The organism is Nostoc sp. FACHB-190 (genome assembly GCF_014696905.1).
Lineage (GTDB): Bacteria > Cyanobacteriota > Cyanobacteriia > Cyanobacteriales > Nostocaceae > Nostoc_B.
The window spans coordinates 61,913-80,765 of record NZ_JACJQW010000023.1 but is presented as its reverse complement, the minus strand read 5'-3'; the positions used below and the strand labels follow the sequence as shown (position 1 = coordinate 80,765).

Here is an 18,853-nt window from a genome sequence, read left to right as displayed (position 1 = left end):
TGCACTTTCTCATTCCCCCTCCAGCCTGGTAGGCTGAGCGAAGCCGAAGCCTCATTTATTCGGGCAAATCTGCCGACGCAATTCATCGCGGGTAGCCAGATAATCTTGGAGATAGTTGCAACCCTGAGCGAGTAAATCATCTAAATCCAAACTCCACAATTTGATGGTGTTGTCTGCACTTGCAGAAGCTAAGGTTTTGCCATCGGGGCTAAAGACGATGGTTTCGACCGAATTTTGATGCCCAGTTAGTGAAGTAATTTCTTTTGCTCTAGCGATATTCCACAATTTGATGGTGTTGTCCTTACTTGCGGAAGCTAAGGTTTTACCGTCGAGACTAAACGCTACGCTGAAGACTATATCTTGATGACCATTTAGGGAGGCAATTTCTTTACGTGTGGACACATTCCATAATTTTATGGTTTTGTCCCCGCTACCAGAAGCTAAGATTTTACCGTCGGGACTAAAAGCGACACTGGTGAAAGCATAACCATATTGATTGTTAGCCAGGGAAGTAATTTCTTCACCCGTGCGCACATTCCACAATTTGATGGTTGTATCCTCACTAGTAGAAGCTAAGGTTTTGCCGTCAGGACTAAACACTACGCTTATAACGCCACCAATATGCCCAGTTAGGGAGTTAATTTCTTTACCCGTGCTCACATCCCATAATTTTATGTTTTTATCCAACCCCATACTTGCGGACGCTAAGGTTTTACCGTCGGGACTAAACGCTACGCTGAAGACTCGATTTTGATGCCCAGTTAGGGAGGCAATTTCTTTACCTGTACTCACATTCCATAATTTTATGGTTTTGTCCGCACTGCCAGAAGCTAAGGTTTTGCCGTCAGGACTAAAAGCAATGCTGAAGACTTGATCTTGATGCCCAGTTAGGGAGGTAATTTCTTTACCCGTACTCACATTCCACAATTTGATAGTTTTATCAACACTTGCAGAAGCTAAGGTTTTGCCGTCAGGGCTAAAAGCAACATCGGGTACTATCCCTCGATGCCCCTTTAATTCATTACGTTCGCGAATGTTTAACAAAATTTCCTGTAAGGTAAAGAATGGATTATAAGCTGGATAATCAGCTAAAGATGTTTTCCCTTTCATTAAATTTTTCAACTCTCTTCCAGCCGCAATTATTGTCACTAAATTTTCAATTTGCTCTCCTAAATAAAACTGACGTAATGTTCTGATTCCTGTCTGTTCCAATAGTGTGATTATCTGGACATTTTGGCGTTGTTGTTCTGCTTCTTGCTTTTCTCGTAATGCTGCTTGCTGTTCTTGCTTGGTTTTGTTTAGTTGATTTTCAGAAGTTTTTAGACGTTTTTCTGCTTGTTGAAGTTTGGTTTGAGCATATTTACTAATTATCTGCGCCTTTTTAGCTGCTTGTTCTAACGTTTTAACTTCTTGTATTCTCTGTGCAAATTCCTGATTTCTTTTATGTAGTTTTCTATTGATATCTTCTAGTTTTTTATTCTTATCTTGAATTTTCTGTTCTGATATTTTGACTTTATCTTCCGCATTTTTAACTCTATCATCTGCTTTTTTAGTTACTGCTTTAGCATTATTTCGTGCTGTTTCAACTCCTTGTTGTGCCGTCAACCTTTTATCATTAGCCCAATTAGCAAACATCAACGCAGCAACAGACCCAATTATGGAAATAACCAGCACAATCAAGCCAATGCGAGTGTTCTTCTTCGCTTTTATTTCTTCTCGTAAAGCTTGATTTAGTCTAGTTTCCGCCTTTACAACCTTCTGATTTAACTCAGCTTCTAAACTCGCAGACAAAAACCGATAATCAACATCGCTTAACTTTCTTCCATCCGCCCAAACGCGAGCTTTTTCTAAATCTTCTCCCCACAACAAACAACTATTATCCTGATAATTACTCTCTACCCAAGCCCGTAATTTATCAGCATAAAAACGTAATTTACCTAGCTCATTCTCAACCCAATTAATATCAAAAACATTCCCATAAATCTGGTTATAAACCCTTAATTTCCCTTGCTGCTGTACCACCAAACCAGTCAAACGCAAGCGCATCTGCTCAAAGCTACTATCAGCAGTCATTTCTACCTGTTGTAAAATCTGCTGATATAACCCCAGCAAAGCAACAGAAATTTCCTCGCTAATTAGTAACCTGTCTCGAATCGTTTTTAAATGCTCTTGTTTATCGTTTGCTTCCCAATTATCAATAATTTGATTGTGAATAATTTCTTTAACTAATTCAATAATCTGATTTTCATCAACAGACTGAAAATCTCGCCTCTCGATACTTAAAGCTTTCCCCAATAATTCACAAACTCTCTGAGTTAAAAATGGCTGTCCCCCCGTCCAAGCTAAAACCTCTTGCATTACTGCTTGGGGATTTTCTACTTTTCCTGTTAATCCCTTGGCTAAAGGTTCTATTTCGTGAATCTTAAATCCGTCTAATTCAATTGCTTCGCCAATATTAAAGGGGGTTCGGGTTTTATCTTGGATTAAATCACCGGGGGTTGCTACTCCTAATAAGGCAAAAGTCAACCGTTTATAAGCAGGATTTTCAGCGCGTTTATTATAACAACTTCTAATCAGAGCAAAAAAATCTTCGCTCGCAAATCCTAAACTCAGGGTACTATCAATTTCATCGATAAAGATAATAATATTTCCTGAGATAGATGACAGAAGTACATCTTCAATAAATTCATCTAGTCTCTGCACAGGAGAAATATCATGGCGATCGCGCCACCAAGTCCGACGAAATTCGATTGGTTTGGCAATTTGCAAATCCTTAACAATTTTGGAAACAATACCCGTATACCATTGTTCTTGAGTGACGTTATCTTTGCTACCTTGTCCAGAAACATCAATACTAGAACAAGCCACCCCTTCGTTGACAAGTCTTTGCATCACGCGAACTTTCAAGCTCGATTTACCCATTTGGCGCGAGTTAAAGAGGCATTCAAAAAGGGGAGTAATATTCACAGCCTCTCTCCTCGAAGCGGCTACGGTGTACACACAAGTTGTAGCTGCAAGGGTTTCAGACGTTATAGCCTCCTTAAATTGTCATTACGAGCGCAGTGATAACGGAGCGAAGTAATCGCATAATCTCGTAGTTTTGGCGATTGCTACCCTTCGGGAAGTCTTACGCCTACGTCGTTCCTCCTCGCAATGACAGGTTTTCAGAGCGATCGCAAAACCGAAAGCTAGAATGACAAAACCAAACGATAGGTAGGATTTCAAGACTTGTGTGTACACGGTAGCCTCGAAGCGGAGAGGGGTTTCAAGAAGAAGTCGCACATCGGAGCAAAAATTACACCAAGTTTAAGAAAATCAGACCTGAGCAAGTGAAGTGTTAACTTAGATGATTAGTTGCCCAACAGGGCGCATAATATGAAAACTTTTCCATCTTGCTTTGGTAAGAGTCAACAAAATAAATTAGTTCGTTTGGGATTGTCAGCATTAACGGCTTTAGCTATCACAGGCGGTATACATTCAGTTAATGCTACTCCCCTAAAAACCCAAAATTCAGCAGAAATCGCTTCAGCATCAGTCAGCCTCAGTCAAACACAAACCGTTACTAATCAGCCTTCCTATCAAGCAATGCAGATAGCACCATTGATTCCCATAGTGGTGCTTGGTGGCGTTGTTATATTCGTACCGTTGTTTTTTGGTGGGTTGGTGGTGATTGGTGAACGGGAAGTTGGCATTGTCGTGAAAAAATTTGACCTTTCGGGACGCGGACTGCCAGCCGGACGATTAATAGCCATCAACGGTGAAGCAGGTTTGCAAGCCGATACCCTCGCACCTGGTTGGCATTGGGGTTACTGGCCTTGGCAATATTCGGTTCGTAAAGAATCGGTGGTGGTGGTACCCCAAGGTGAAATCGCCTTGATTGTAGCCGCAGATGGCGCATCCAACCCACCAGAAAGGATTTTGGGCAAAATTGTCGATTGTGATAATTTCCAAGATGCACGCAAATTTCTGACCAATGGCGGCGAGAAGGGTCGTCAAATGGGCTTCTTGACTGCTGGTACTTACCGCATTAACACCGCACTGTTTCGCGTCATTATGGCGGCGAATGCCAAACACAATGATATGCAGGCCGAACAGTTGCGGGTGTATAGTGTGGCATCAGATAAAGTCGGCATTGTCACCACGTTGGATGGTTTACCGATTCCGGCGGGTGAAATTGCAGGGCCGATGATTCCCGGACACGACAATTTTCAGAGTGGTCAAAAATTCCTCGATGCTGGCGGACGCAGAGGTTTGCAAGAGCAAATTTTACTGTCTGGTTCTTGGAACCTGAACCCCTGGTTTGTACAGGTTGAGCAAGTTCCAATGTCTGAAATCCCGATTGGTTATGTGGGCGTGGTGATTTCTTTCGTTGGTCAATCTCAAGAAGATGTCAGTGGCGCAACTTTCACGCATGGTAACTTGGTGAACCCTGGACACAAAGGTGTGTGGATAGAACCGTTGTATCCAGGTAAGCATCCCGTCAACTCTCGAATTATGAAAATTGAGTTGGTTCCTACGACTAACATTGTGTTGAATTGGTCAAGTCGTACCGAACGCCACAGCTATGATGCTAATCTGGCTTCTTTGACGGTGCGATCGCGCGATGGTTTTGCCTTTGATTTAGAAGTCGCCCAAATTATTCATGTCGGCGCTTTGGATGCACCGAAGGTAATTTCTCGTGTGGGTTCAATGCAAAATCTAGTTGACCATGTATTAGAACCGACCATTGGTAACTATTTCCGCAACTCTGCCCAAGATTACACTGTACTTGATTTTCTCACCGCCCGGAGCGATCGCCAAGCGGAAGCGGCTGAATATATTCGCGCTGCGTTACGCGCTTATGATGTGCAAGCAATTGACACCTTAATCGGTGATATTCAACCGCCTGCATCCTTGATGCAAACCCAAACTGACCGCAAAATTGCCGAAGAACAACGCAAAACCTACGAAGTACAGCAAGTAGCCCAAACCCAACGTCAGCTACTAGTTAGGGAAACAGCCCTGGCTGATATCCAACAAGAAATGGTGAAATCGGAAAAAAGCGTCCAAATTGCGGAACTCAAAGCCCAAGCCCAAATTCAACACGCCACTGGGGAAGCCGAAGGAATCAAATTACGCGCCATAGCCGAAGCAGAAGGGATTCGCGCCACAGGTAACGCCAAAGCCGAAACTTACCGCGCTGGCGTGGAAGCCTTGGGACAACAAGGTTATACAGCTATGCAACTAATGCAGATTATCGGCGATCGCAACGTCCGATTGATACCAGAAGTTTTGGTTAGTGGTAACGGTAGTAACAACGGCTTGGTCGATGGTTTACTCTCAATGATTTTATGGAATCAAACCGCCAAGCAAGGTGAAGTCACACCCACATCTTTACATCCACATCCAATAGTTGTGAATAACCCATCAGTTTCACCAAATAACCACTCGCCGATAGTTGCGGAATTCCCAACAGATAAGTAACCTGCATAATTAATTTAAATGGCGTTGCTGATTACAGGGATGTTTTTTGTTTCGCGCAAAGGCGCAAAGGCGCGAAAAATCGATAGTTAACCTTGCTAAAAATGCTTAATTCATCCCGCATTTATGCAGCGCCATTTAAATCAAACTCTTGTAAGGTGGGCATCTTGCCCACCTTGCTCATTAAGGAAGGTCATTCAATCAAAATTACCAATTAACACCTATGCAAAGGAAAAATGAAACAAGAAACAAGAAACGTTCTATTAAATGTGTACGCTCAACTACAGGAGATTGCCGCACAATTGTATCTAGCAGCCGATCAAGCACTTCAAAATGATGATTTTGATGATGCTAGTCTACTTCAAAGTAGAGCAGATAAAATTTATGAAGAAGCTGAAAATATTGAAATTCTGATTTCTGAACTGGAGGGCGAATGAAAACTATCGAGCAGCTAAAAACACGCATTCGGGAGTTGGGAAAACTTGCCGCACAGTTCAGTCAGCAAGCTGTTGAGGTAAGTAAAACTAACCACGAACAAAGCAAAAATCTGATGAGACAAGCTAGAGAGGCTAGTAAACAGTGTCAGGTATTGATCCAAGAGTTAAAAAGACACAACTATTAAAATCACCTTAAAGACAATTCAAGAAAAAGAATAAATTAAACTAATAGATTTTCTCTCGAAAATTCTCAAAATAAAATTGATATGACTGCTTTAACCTTACAATTGCCTTCTCATCTCAAATTTACGGATGAGGAATTTGAACAGATTGTGGCTGTTAATCGAGAGTTGCGTTTAGAATTAAATGCTGAAGGAGAATTAGTAATCATATCACCCACTGGGGGAGAAACGGGAAGTCGTAATTTTGATTTGTTAGGTCAACTATGGTTTTGGAACAGTCAAAATAATTTAGGAAAAGCATTTGATTCTTCCACTGGTTTTAGACTTCCTAATGGTGCAACTCGTTCTCCTGATGCTGCTTGGGTGAGAATAGAAAGATGGAACTCTCTTACACCAGAACAAAGAAAAAAATTCCTACCTTTTTGTCCTGATTTTGCGGTGGAATTAGTTTCAGAAACTGATGATGTGGCAGACACTCAAGCCAAAATGGAGGAATATTTAGCTTCAGGTTTATTACTTGGTTGGTTAATTAATCCTCAAGACAAACAAGTAATAACTTATCGCCCTCATCAAGCACCTGAAGTTCTACAATCGCCTACAAGTTTATCTGGTGAAGATATTCTTCCTGGTTTCGTTTTAAACTTGCAGCAGATTTTTGCATAAATAAATTTATTCCCGATTCTTTTTCATAATTTGCCAACATTGTTGTGCGATCGCCCAATCTTCTTGAGTATGTATAACTAACACCCGCACTGTAGAATCAGGTGTGGCGATATCTTGATCAACAGGTCGATTTTGATTTTTGGCTGGGTCAATTTTCCAGCCCAAAAATCCAAAGGCTTCGCAGACTGCTTGGCGAATACCTGACGAATTTTCCCCGATACCTGCGGTAAATAACAATACATCTAATCCGCCCAGACTAGCCAGCATCGCCCCAATTCCAGACCGCAGGCGATGGACGTATATATCCCAAGCAAGTTGGGCGCGGTCATTCCCTTGGGCGATCGCTTCGATAACTTGGGGTAAGTCGCTGGAAACCCCAGAAATTCCCCGTAAACCAGAAGCTTTATTTAATACATGATCCAAACTTTCGGCTGAGTAATTAAATTGACGCAGTAGGTAAATTAAAATGCCTGGATCGATAGAACCGCAACGACTCCCCATCATTAACCCGTCTAAGGGTGTGAAACCCATTGTTGTATCAATACTGCGACCATTTTTAATTGCGGCTAAGGAACAACCATTACCCAAGTGACAACTAATGATTCGCAACGATGCTAAATCTTGACCGAGAATTTGCGCCGCCCGTTCAGAACAATATTGATGGCTGATCCCATGAAATCCATAGCGGCGAATACCTTGTTCTACCCATTCGTAAGGGCCGGGATAAATCGCCGCCGCATCCGGGAGAGTGGAATGAAAGCCTGTATCAAATACTGCGACTTGGGTAACTTCGCCTAAACTTTTTTCGATAGCTTCAATACCTTCTAAAGCTGGCGGGTTGTGTGCGGGGGCGATATTAGAAAGACGAGCGATCGCATCTTTTACCTCTTCCGTAATCACCACACTATGGCGGTAGTCTTGCCCACCATGAACTACACGATGTCCCACCACATCAATTTCTGATACTTCATTGACTACTTTAGTCGCACCACGGCTGAGGGTATAAAGCATATAAGCTATGTGTGCTTGACGAGAGTCACCATAAATAGATTCATGCAAAGTTTCACCGGATGCTGTTTTCACCTCAATTTCTGCCGCACCTTGGTCTTGAGTCCAGTTGACTTTGCCTTCCCACAGGGGTTTGGGTGCTGATTGGGGTAAAGCATCATCAACTATTTCATACAGACAGCTTTTTTGACTGCTGGAACCAGCATTTAGTACTAGGATTTTCATAAATTTGACCTGAAAGTGCTGAGTGCTGAGTTACCGAAGTTTGCTCAACGGGGGGAACCCCCGCACGCAACTTCTCGCTGAGTGCTGAGTAAAAATACTAGTCCAACTTTCATGCTTGGCTTATGAAATAAGTTTCATTGGGACTGTCTCGCTGAAGTTAATGCGATCGCCTTGAGGATTCTTCAACCTGCTAAAAGTGGTGGCGAACTAGAAAATTATGCCATTTTGAGCTATTGATAAACCAAATTGAGTCAAACAATTTTGGATTTTAGATTTGCGATTTTAGATTCAATCCAAAATCCAAAATCCAAAATCTAAAATTCGGAGGGTCAAATTTAGTCGCAAAAGCAAAGTTTTTTGAGAAATGCAATAGACTTTCATCTAATGTCAATCGAGATGTTTTTTGCTTTATTCTAAGCATCGTTTTACAAAAAAATAAATCTATATGCTTAGACGAGCGCCCTTATATTTTTTTTTAGGAATATTAACGAGTTCTAGCTGTTTCATCTTCAGTGTAGCAGCCCAAGTCCCATCTACATCTAATTCGCAGCAGTCCTCAACTCGGAGTGAAGCTCAAGCCGCTAGTTGGTTTGAAGCTCATCGCTCCCAGCCAGCAGCTTTACGAGCATTTGTACAGCGAATGCCGAAGGGAGGAGATATTCACAGTCATCTAAGTGGGGCTGTGTACGCAGAACATTATCTGGAGTGGGGTGCAACTGATGGGTATTGTGTGAATCCACAAGCGGGGACTTTAGTTGAACCCAAAGCTTGTAATCAGGACAGTAGCTATTTTCCCGCTTCCGAATTGTTCAACCGAACATCTGTTTATGATTCCCTCATCAATCGTTGGTCTACTCGTAACCTGCAATTTGCTGGAAAATCGGGACATGACCAATTTTTTGAAGCTTTTGCTGGATTTGGGACAATATCAGACTCTGCCACCCGTCGGGATGATATGGTCGCATCAGTAGCAAATCGGGCAGCTTCTCAGCATATTACCTATCTAGAGTTAATGCTGACTGTTCAGGGGAGTGAGGTTCGACAGTTAGGGCGGGAAGTGGGTTGGAATCAAGACTTCCAAGCGATGCACGAGCAATTGCTCAAACGAGGATTAACTCAACTAGTAACACTCGGCAATCAGCAATTAATACAGTTGGAGAGTGAAGTTGCGAAAACACTCGGTTGCGGCACTCCAAAGCCACAGCCTGGATGTACAGTCACGGTGCGCTATTTGCAGCAAACTACCAGAACAAAATCACCTGTGGAAGTATTTGCTCAGTTAGCTTATGCCTTTACACTGGCTTCATCGTCCAAGCAGGTAGTCGGGATCAATCTCGTCGCCCCAGAGGATCACCCGATCGCACTGCGTGACTACACCTTGCAAATGCAGATGCTACAATTTCTCAAACGTCAATATCCCAATGTTAAAGTTTCACTTCATGCTGGAGAGTTAACCTTGGGGTTAGTTCCAACTGAGCATTTACGTTTTCATATTCGGCAAGCTGTAGAAGTAGCACAAGCATCTCGCATTGGTCATGGTGTAGATATTCTGTTTGAAGAGCGTCCTTTTGAGTTGATGAAGCAGATGCAACAACGGGGCGTGTTGGTGGAAATCTGCCTAACTAGTAATGAAGTCATTTTGAATGTCCAGGGAAATCAGCATCCTTTTATGGAGTATTGGAAAGCTGGAGTCCCAATGACCCTTGCTTCTGATGATGAAGGCATTGCCCGCATTGATTTGAGTCATGAGTATCTGTTAGCCGCAACAAGATATGGGCTGACATATAAAGACCTCAAGCGACTGGCTCGCAATAGCTTAGAATATAGTTTCGCTCCCGGAAATAGTCTCTGGAAGTCGCCTGAGTTTAAGGCAATGGTTCCAGCTTGTGCCAGCGATACCCCCGGTGATACCTCTGTTTCTACCGGATGCAGTACTTTTTTGCAAAAGAGCGATCGCGCAAGAATACAATGGCAACTAGAATCGGAATTTACTCGGTTTGAATCTTTGGAAAACTGGCTTTGATTGACTTTCCCCAAAATGCTTTAATCCCACATTCCGCATGAAGACTGGGTGTAAGGGTTTAACCCGAATTTCTCACGTATGGGTAGGGAGTGTGGGGAGTGTGGGGGGAAAGATTTCTTCACTATCCTCCCACACCCCTATACCCCTATACCCCTGTACCCCTATACCCTTTCTAAAACCGCTATATGTTTTCTAGATTTAGTAACCATTGGTGAAAATGCTGGCATTGTTGGCGGATTGTATCTAGTCCAATCTCAATAGCCAGCAATGAACCATGCAGTACTTTGTCATATTCTTGACAACACTTGAGAATTCGTTTTGAGGGAGCGGTTAACGGATCATCGTTAATGTGTTCTGGTGAAAGAAATTTATTGCGATCGCCTTGTAAAATACTAACTACACTAGCATCAAACCACTCAGCAAATACTTGTGGCTGGCTGTACAGCAGTGCCTCAAATTCATGAACTAACAAATTAGGGATGAAATTTGTGTGACCGATATCCTGACCCATCTTTTGTTCTAAATATTCAACTTTTTGGAATGGGTCACTAGTATTTGGCAAAGAATCCCTTCCGGGAAAATCATTCGGTAAGCGGTACAAATCAAACATTGTGGTCACGAAAGCTGTTTTATCTTCACGGCACTTACGGTCTAATTGTCGCTTGATTTTGGCGTAACTTACTACACCTCCTTTGCCTATAGAACTTGTTCTGACCAAAATCGGTATGAGGTAGATGTCTTTTTCTTGAAAATACTCGTAGAGTAGTTCTTTCACGAACGTTTCCTCAGTTTGACCTTCAACGAAAACATGAACTCGGATCATCGTGAAGGTCTCCCACCCAGGAGGTTTTTCTTCCACAACTCGCCTAAACTATATTCTTCTAGCCATTCCTCTAACTCCTCCTCATCCAACCTGCGTAGTAACGATTTCCCCTGCAAGCGGTCAACAACAATTACATCTGCAACATCAAATTCGTTGAGTAATTCTACAGACTGGGTAGAAACAATCACTTGTTTAGGAACAGTCTTTATCAAAGATGCCAAAATCTTGATTGCATAAGGATGAAGACCAAGTTCCGGCTCATCAACTAGAATTGTTTCTGGCTGAAGTTCTTCCGGTTGTAAAAAAACCGTTGCTAAACAGATAAAACGCAGCGTTCCATCAGAAAGTGAGTGCGCCTTCAATGGTACATCTTGCCCCCGCTCAAACCATTCCAGTTCAATCAAGTTTTTTGGGGAAGGACGTAGGAGAAAGTTACCAAAGAAAGGCGCAACCAGCCGAATGGTTTTAACGATTTGCTGATAAGATTTCTGATAATTCTCACGCAAAAGATACAAAAAAGCTGCCAGGTTACGAGCATCAGGACGCAGGTAAACATTGTCATTGATACCATGCGGCTGTTTTACATAGGCACTGTCGCTGGTGTCATGAAAATGATACACTTGCCACATCTGCATCACAGGCAAACCATATTGATCAACGTTAGTTTCTGTATCAGTGAACGCCGTGAAGAACGCCATTGTCTCGAAATGACCTTTACCTATTTCCCTCTCACTATTCAAGTTCCACAAAAAAGACTCTGAAGTAAACATCAGACGATGATCTTGGGTTGGTTCAAGGGTAGCAAAGTAGAAATTATTGCCGAAATATAGCTGAAACTCTAGTTTTTCTGTAGTTTTGCGCCCAAAGTGTAGTAAGGCATTCGCTCCACCTTGGAGACTGACAAAACCTTGCAGGTTCCCTTCTAGCAGCTGCTGAACCATACGGAAGAAGCCGATAAAATTGGATTTTCCCGCCCCATTAGCCCCAATTAAAATATTCACCCTGGAGAGTTCAACGTCACACTCAGCAATAGACTTGAAGCCTTTTAAAACTATTCTCGACAGTTGTTTTTCAGTTTGCGCCTCCGTCATGAACAGTCTCCCGGTCAACAGGCTTTTTCTACACAGGTTTCATTTTATCGAGTTTCTGCAAAAATGCTTTAATCCCACATTCCACCTTCTCCTTTGTTAATTGGAGATGCAGAATGTGGGATTTAATCATGGAATCTAAATCCTAGTAGTTCGTCTCATTATTTGTGAGAAGTTGGTGGTAGTTAGATCCCCGACTTTTATCAAAAGTCGGGGATCTAGCAACCCCGCAAAATTAATGTGATCAACCTCTAGACAACGCGGCAGAAATCAAGATGCCATTTCAAGTTAGTGAAAAGCTTGTGATATAAGCTTTTTGACTTTTGACTTTTGACTTCCGCGTAGCGTTACTAGTGGCTAGACGGCTACTTCTAAACTAGATAGTCTGTCTGCCAATAGTTTTTCCAGGTCTTCTAAGGCTTTGGTAAATCCTTTGATACCTTCGTCTAATTTGTCGTAAGCCATTTGGTCTTCGGCGTGCATTTTATCGAAGGTGGCTTTGTCGATGGAGATTTTGGCAATGTCCAAAGAAGCGGCTTTAGAAGGATCAAGTTTGCGGGGTAGTTCGCCGATGGTGGCTTGCAATTCACCCAACAAAGAGGGAGAAATAGTGAGTAAATCACAACCTGCCAATTCAGTGATTTCACCAACGTTGCGGAAGCTTGCGCCCATAACTTCGGTTTTGTGTCCGAACTTTTTATAGTAGTTATAGATGGTGGTAACAGATACTACGCCTGGATCTTCAGCAGATGGGTAGCTGTCGCGTCCAGTTGATTTTTTATACCAGTCCAGAATCCGACCGACGAAGGGAGAAATGAGGGTAACACCTGCTTCAGCACAAGCGATCGCTTGATGTAAACCAAACAACAGAGTTAAGTTACAGTGAATACCTTCTTTTTCCAGAATTTCGGCGGCGCGAATACCTTCCCAGGTACTAGCAATTTTAATCAAAATTCTTTCGGGGCCAATGCCAGCAGCTTTATACTGAGCAATGATTTCTCGACCTTTGGCAACTGTCGCTTCGGTGTCGTAAGATAAACGGGCATCAACTTCTGTAGAAACCCGACCAGGAATAATTTGCAGAATCTTCAAACCAAAAGAAACTGCCAAGCGGTCAAAGGCTAAGGAAACAATTTGAGCTTTGCTTGCGCCTGCACCAGCATCTTTTTTAGCTTGCAATAAAGTCTGGTCAACAATATCCTGATACTCTGGCATTTGTGCCGCAGCCGTAATCAAGGAAGGGTTGGTGGTCGCGTCTCTCGGTGTAAATTTTTCAATGGCTTTAATATCGCCAGTATCAGCAACTACTACTGTAACTTCGCGCAACTGTTCTAGTAAATTTTTAGACATAATCAACTCCGCGATGGTGATTTGTGTAGGATTTACCTAATTCCCCTATGTGTTTACACTTTCTACGGTCGCTAAAATTCTGATTTTGGCAATCTTTCTTAATGCTTGCTTTGTTCACTGAGCGAAGCCTCAGCCTTATTCTAGCTACGTCAAGCGAGAATAGGCTGTCCAATAGAATGCACTTTGATTAAACTAGTTGTGCCTGATTTACCAATTGGAACGCCGGAAGTAATTACCACTTTATCGCCTTCATTGACTAAACCCGTGTCTGCAACTGTGTTGACGACGTTGATAAACATTTCCTCCGCATTGTGAACTGGCGGAATGAATATAGGTTCAATTCCCCAAGAAAGTGCTAGTTGGCGATAGGAATTTTCATCAGGGGTGAGGGCAATAATCGGCGCAGAAGGACGGTATTTGGACACTAATTTAGCTGTACTACCAGAGGTGGTATTACAAAGAATTGCCTTTGCGCCTGTTTCATAAGCGATGCGACATACTGCTTCAGCCACCGATTCGGTAACGCTGAGACTACCTGCTTCGTGACACCAGGAATGTTTACCACCTTCTTGCAAAGCTTGTTCTGTCCGTACAGCGATGTTGTGCATAATTTGCACCGCCGCTACAGGATATTGACCAACGGCTGTTTCTCCAGAAAGCATGACGGCATCAGTACCATCCAAAATGGAGTTAGCCACGTCGGTGGCTTCGGCGCGGGTGGGATCTGGTGAACTAATCATTGACTCCAACATTTGGGTAGCAGTAATCACGGGTTTACCAGCCTGATTACAACGGCGAATAATATCCTTTTGAATCAGGGGAACTTCGTGAATTGGCACTTCTACCCCCAAATCGCCACGGGCAATCATAATGCCGTCAGCAACTTGTAAGATGGAGTCAAAACGCTCAACTGCTTCTGGTCTTTCGATTTTGGCAATTAAACGAATTGCAGCCCCAGCAGCTTCAATCATCCGTTGGGCAGGTTCTAAATCTTGGGGCGATCGCACAAAGGAAACCGCCGCAAAATCTACACCTATCTGGATGCCAAAGCGTAAATCCATCAAGTCTTTTTCGGTGATTGAACTTACGGGTAATGGTGTTTCTGGCAGATTAACGCCCTTGTGGGTGGAAATTAACCCGCCAATTTTCACCAACGCCCGAATTTTATCGGCATCGCGATCGGTGACAATTAACTTTACACGTCCATCATTAATTAAAATCGGTTCCCCTGGTCTAACCATTGCGAACAAAGTCGGCAAGGGTAAAGGCAGTTCGTCGATACTATTGCCTTTGTCTTGCAAAACAAATGTGACTTCTTCCCCAGCTTCGACATTTAGTCCTTCTGGTGGTAAAACTCCTAGACGAATTTTCGGGCCACAAAGGTCTTGCATAATTGCCACTGGCTTTTGGCGATCGGCACTAATTTGCCGTAAATATTTAGCCGTTTGTCCGTGAAATTCATGAGCGCCGTGTGAAAAGTTTAACCTCGCTATATTCATCCCAGCTTCTACAAGGGCTTGTAGTTTTTCCGGTGCAGAACTAGCAGGGCCAACAGTGCAAATAATTTTGGTTCGACGCATAGGGATTAGGGTTCGGGTCTATATTGCGATATAGAAGAGGAGGCAGGAGGCACTCCGGCTTTGCCGGAGAAGTCAAAAGTAAAAAACCAAAAGTCAAAAGTATTAGTACTTTTGAAATTTCCTAGTCTTTCTGACTACCGCTATCAATGCTTTCCAGAATTGCCTGCATCTATATCACTTGTGCTTCATATCACTCCTTATGTATGTAAAAACACTTTTTTATGAAGTCTGAAGTGCGAAAGCTAAAGTATAAATTTCATACTTCATACTTCACACTTCAGACTTTATTAAGCTGCTACAGTCAACAGTTGTTCTTTTTGTGCCATCGATAACAACAGGTCTACCACCCGGTTCGAGTAGCCCCATTCGTTGTCATACCAAGAAACAACTTTGAAGAAGTTGGAGTTTAACTCAATTCCGGCACCTGCGTCGAAAATACTGGAATGAGTATCACCCTGAAAATCTGTAGATACGACTTCTTCGTCGGTGTAGCCTAAAATTCCGGCTAATTCACCTGTTGCAGCTTCCTTCATAGCTGCACAGATTTCTTTGTAACTAGTAGCTTTTGCAGTTTTAAAGGTGAGGTCAACCACTGAAACGTCAGGGGTAGGAACGCGAAAAGCCATTCCGGTTAACTTACCCTTTAATTCTGGCAATACCAAAGCCACTGCTTTTGCTGCACCCGTGGATGAAGGAATAATATTTTGGGCTGCGCCTCGACCACCCCGCCAGTCTTTTTTACTGGGGCCGTCTACGGTGGGTTGAGTGGCAGTCATGGCATGTACTGTAGTCATCAAGCCTTCGGTTAAACCAAATTGATCATTGATGACTTTGGCAATGGGAGCGAGACAATTTGTAGTGCAGCTGGCATTGGAAACAACTAAATCTTTGCTGGGGTCGAATAAGTGATGATTTACACCCATCAGCAAAGTCTTAACTCTGTCTGGCTCTTTTGTAGGGGCAGAGATAACAACGCGCTTTGCACCTGCTGTTAGGTGTTTGCTTGCGCCTTCATAATCAGTGAAGAGTCCAGTAGATTCCACTACATAATCTGCGCCTAATTTACCCCAAGGCAATTCCGCAGGATTCCTCACGGAAACACAAGGAACAAAATGTCCATCAATGACAATGCCATCTTCCTTGGCTTCCACTTTGCCTTTAAACTTACCGTGAGTGGAATCATATTTCAACAGGTAAGCGAGGTTATCTGGTGGTACTAAGTCGTTAATCCCCACAAACTCAATGTTAGGGTTATAAATGCCAGCCCGCAGCACTAGCCGGCCAATACGACCAAATCCATTAATACCAACTTTTAACTTCGTCAAAATTCAACCTCCTAATTGAGAACAACCCAGGTCTGTTCTCCGTTTCAGCGCGGCATTTAGCTGGGTTAATTTTGGTCTGACTGAGCTGATCGTGACAGTCTTAGACACCTAAACGCATTTTGTTAGAGATGTTTTAAGGTTTTGGGATTTTATCAGTTATCAGTTATCAGTTCACTGTTTACTGATAACTGATAACTGTTCACTGTTTTAATACGGCCACTGCCAGTTGCGGATTTCGGGCATATCTTCGCCGTACTGGGAAATGTAGTGTTTGTGTTCGATCAGCTTATCTTGCAGGTGTTGTTTGATGTATGCGGCTTTGTAACCTAGTTTCGGCACGCGATCGATTACATCCATAACTAGATGATAGCGATCGAGGTCGTTGAGAACCACCATATCAAAGGGTGTTGTGGTCGTGCCTTCTTCTTTGTAACCACGGACATGGAGGTTCTGATGATTGGTTTGCCGATAGGTTAACCGATGGATTAACCAAGGATAGCCATGAAAGGCGAAGATAATTGGTTTATCGGTTGTGAAAATTGTATCGAAGTCTTTGGTACTTAAACCGTGAGGATGCTCACTTTTTGGCTGTAATGTCATCAAATCAACGACGTTGACCACCCTAACTTTTAAGTCTGGGAAGAATTGACGCAGCATATCCACAGCCGCCAAGGTTTCTAAGGTGGGTACATCCCCAGCACAAGCCATGACTACATCTGGTTCACTACCTTGGTCGTTACTTGCCCATTCCCAAATGCCTATGCCTTTGGTGCAGTGTTTAATGGCTGCATCCATATCCAGATACTGCAAGGCTGGTTGTTTGCCGGCAATAATCACGTTGACATAGTTCCGGCTTCTTAGGCAGTGGTCGGTAACAGAAAGTAAGGTGTTGGCATCGGGGGGAAGATAGACGCGAATTACTTCTGATTTTTTGTTGACTACATGGTCGATAAAACCAGGGTCTTGGTGCGAGAAGCCGTTGTGGTCTTGTCGCCAAACGTGAGAGGTGAGTAAGTAATTTAGGGAAGCAACTGGTCTGCGCCAGGAAATATGGCGGGTGGTTTTCAACCATTTGGCGTGCTGGTTGAACATGGAGTCAATGATATGGATAAATGCTTCGTAGCAGGAGAAGAATCCATGACGACCAGTCAGGAGATAGCCTTCTAACCAACCTTGACAATTGGTTTCGCTGAGAATTTCCATTACCCGACCGTTGGGTGAGAGGTGTTCGTCTTCGGGCAGGATTTTGGAAACCCAAGTTCTATCAGTGACTTCAAAGATGGCATCTAAACGATTGGAGGCGGTTTCATCAGGGCCAAAAACGCGGAAATTCCGGCTGTCGAGGTTGAGTTTCATCACATCCCGGAGGAATTGGCCTGTGACTTTGGTGGCTTCTGCTTCGACTTTGCCGGGTTGGGGAATATGTACGGCATAATCTTGGAAGTTGGGCATTCGCAAATCACGCAACAAGATACCGCCGTTGGCGTGGGGATTATCGCCCATCCGCCGCAGGCCTGTGGGGGCTAATTGGGCGAGTTCGGGAATGAGTTTACCGTTTGCGTCGAAGAGTTCTTCGGGTTTGTAACTCTTCATCCAGTCTTCGAGTAATTTTAAATGTTGTGGCTGTTGAGCGATCGCTCCAAAGGGGACTTGATGCGATCGCCAAAAATCTTCGGTTTTCTTGCCATCAACCTCTTTTGGCCCTGTCCAGCCTTTGGGAGTTCGCAAAATAATCATCGGCCAGCGTGGACGTTCTGTAAATCCATGTACGCGGGCTTCTCTTTGGATGTTTTGAATTTCGGAAATGATTGTATCTAAGGTTGCTGCCATCTGTTGATGCACGTCTGTGGGTTCAGAACCTTCGACAAAGTAAGGTTTATAGCCATAACCCACAAATAAGCTTTCTAATTCTTCATCGCTTAACCGTGACAACACTGTTGGGTTAGCAATTTTATAGCCGTTAAGATGCAGAATCGGCAAAACTGCCCCGTCATTTACAGGGTTGAGAAACTTATTAGAATGCCAACTAGCAGCTAAAGCCCCGGTTTCGGCTTCACCATCACCTACAACCGCCGCCACAATCAAATCAGGGTTGTCAAAAGCTGCACCGTAAGCATGAACTAAGGCATAACCTAATTCCCCACCTTCGTGAATTGAACCAGGGGTTTCGGGGGCGACATGGCTAGGAATCCCACCGGGGAAAGAAAACTGCTTGAATAGCTGCTGCATTCCCTCAGCATCTTGAGAAATGTTGGGATAATATTCGCTGTAAGTTCCTTCTAGGTAGGTGTTCGCAACTAAACCAGGGCCACCATGACCAGGGCCAGCAATATAAATGATGTCCGTATCATATTTTTTAATGATGCGGTTGAGGTGGACATAAATCAAATTCAACCCTGGTGTTGTTCCCCAATGCCCTAAAAGTCGGGGTTTGACGTGTTCGATTTTCAGGGTTTCTCTTAGCAGTGGATTGTCTAGGAGATAGATTTGCCCTACTGACAAATAGTTCGCCGCCCGCCAGTAGGCGTTAATTTTCTGCAATTCTTCGTCTGTTAAAGGCTTTGTTTGTGGAGAGATTGCTAAAGTCATAACAAATTTCCGTATACAACAGGATTTTGACCTTGTTTCGTAAGCTAGTGTAGTGGTCTATGCAATAACGGCCATCCTACTCATGACAAATTTTTTCCAG

General features: G+C 43.3%; 13 protein-coding genes. 5 read left to right on the top strand and 8 right to left on the bottom strand.

Going from position 1 to position 18,853, the window contains the following annotated elements:
* Positions 1–51 precede the first annotated feature (51 nt).
* On the bottom strand, positions 52–2,922 hold the full coding sequence (locus tag H6G28_RS22695; RefSeq protein ID WP_206758265.1) for a WD40 domain-containing protein: 2,871 nt from the start codon (positions 2,920–2,922) through the stop codon (positions 52–54).
* 453 nt (positions 2,923–3,375) lie between these two features.
* Between H6G28_RS22695 and H6G28_RS22690 the strand changes: the two genes are divergently transcribed.
* From H6G28_RS22690 to H6G28_RS22675, 4 genes are all read left to right on the top strand, one after another.
* The gene (locus H6G28_RS22690; RefSeq protein ID WP_190674371.1) at positions 3,376–5,463 is read left to right on the top strand and encodes an SPFH domain-containing protein; all 2,088 of its coding nucleotides are present in this window, start codon (positions 3,376–3,378) and stop codon (positions 5,461–5,463) included.
* A 233-nt stretch (positions 5,464–5,696) separates the two neighbouring features.
* Complete coding sequence (locus H6G28_RS22685) at positions 5,697–5,897, top strand: hypothetical protein (RefSeq protein ID WP_190674369.1); 201 nt, start codon at positions 5,697–5,699, stop codon at positions 5,895–5,897.
* On the top strand, positions 5,894–6,082 hold the full coding sequence (locus H6G28_RS22680) for a hypothetical protein (protein WP_190674367.1): 189 nt from the start codon (positions 5,894–5,896) through the stop codon (positions 6,080–6,082). The genes H6G28_RS22685 and H6G28_RS22680 overlap by 4 nt, the downstream gene beginning before the upstream one ends.
* Before the next feature lie 81 nt (positions 6,083–6,163).
* Positions 6,164–6,742, top strand: coding sequence for a Uma2 family endonuclease (locus H6G28_RS22675; RefSeq protein ID WP_190674366.1), 579 nt, complete (start codon positions 6,164–6,166; stop codon positions 6,740–6,742).
* 6 nt (positions 6,743–6,748) lie between these two features.
* Here the strand turns inward: H6G28_RS22675 and H6G28_RS22670 are convergent, their stop codons facing one another.
* The gene (locus tag H6G28_RS22670) at positions 6,749–7,975 is read right to left on the bottom strand and encodes an acetate kinase (protein WP_190674364.1); all 1,227 of its coding nucleotides are present in this window, start codon (positions 7,973–7,975) and stop codon (positions 6,749–6,751) included.
* Positions 7,976–8,420: 445 nt separating this feature from the next.
* Here H6G28_RS22670 and H6G28_RS22665 point away from each other — a divergent pair, with 445 nt between their 5' ends.
* Positions 8,421–9,998, top strand: a complete 1,578-nt coding sequence (locus tag H6G28_RS22665; RefSeq protein ID WP_190674361.1) for an adenosine deaminase — start codon at positions 8,421–8,423, stop codon at positions 9,996–9,998.
* Positions 9,999–10,179: 181 nt separating this feature from the next.
* Here the strand turns inward: H6G28_RS22665 and H6G28_RS22660 are convergent, their stop codons facing one another.
* The 6 genes from H6G28_RS22660 to H6G28_RS22635 all read right to left on the bottom strand — a co-directional run bounded on the left by H6G28_RS22660 (position 10,180) and on the right by H6G28_RS22635 (position 18,753).
* On the bottom strand, positions 10,180–10,821 hold the full coding sequence (locus H6G28_RS22660) for a DUF4276 family protein (protein WP_190594705.1): 642 nt from the start codon (positions 10,819–10,821) through the stop codon (positions 10,180–10,182).
* Entirely contained in the window at positions 10,818–11,912 is a 1,095-nt protein-coding gene (locus H6G28_RS22655; protein WP_190674359.1) for an AAA family ATPase, read from the bottom strand. Before H6G28_RS22655 ends, H6G28_RS22660 begins: the two co-directional genes overlap by 4 nt.
* A gap of 354 nt (positions 11,913–12,266) precedes the next feature.
* Positions 12,267–13,259, bottom strand: a complete 993-nt coding sequence (locus tag H6G28_RS22650; protein ID WP_190674357.1) for a transaldolase — start codon at positions 13,257–13,259, stop codon at positions 12,267–12,269.
* Positions 13,260–13,408: 149 nt separating this feature from the next.
* On the bottom strand, positions 13,409–14,839 hold the full coding sequence (gene pyk / locus H6G28_RS22645) for a pyruvate kinase (RefSeq protein ID WP_190594709.1): 1,431 nt from the start codon (positions 14,837–14,839) through the stop codon (positions 13,409–13,411).
* A gap of 287 nt (positions 14,840–15,126) precedes the next feature.
* The gene (gap, locus tag H6G28_RS22640) at positions 15,127–16,164 is read right to left on the bottom strand and encodes a type I glyceraldehyde-3-phosphate dehydrogenase (RefSeq protein WP_190594710.1); all 1,038 of its coding nucleotides are present in this window, start codon (positions 16,162–16,164) and stop codon (positions 15,127–15,129) included.
* Positions 16,165–16,371: 207 nt separating this feature from the next.
* Positions 16,372–18,753 (bottom strand): phosphoketolase family protein, encoded by a 2,382-nt coding sequence (locus H6G28_RS22635; RefSeq protein WP_190594711.1) that lies wholly within the window; start codon positions 18,751–18,753, stop codon positions 16,372–16,374.
* Positions 18,754–18,853: the final 100 nt, after the last annotated feature.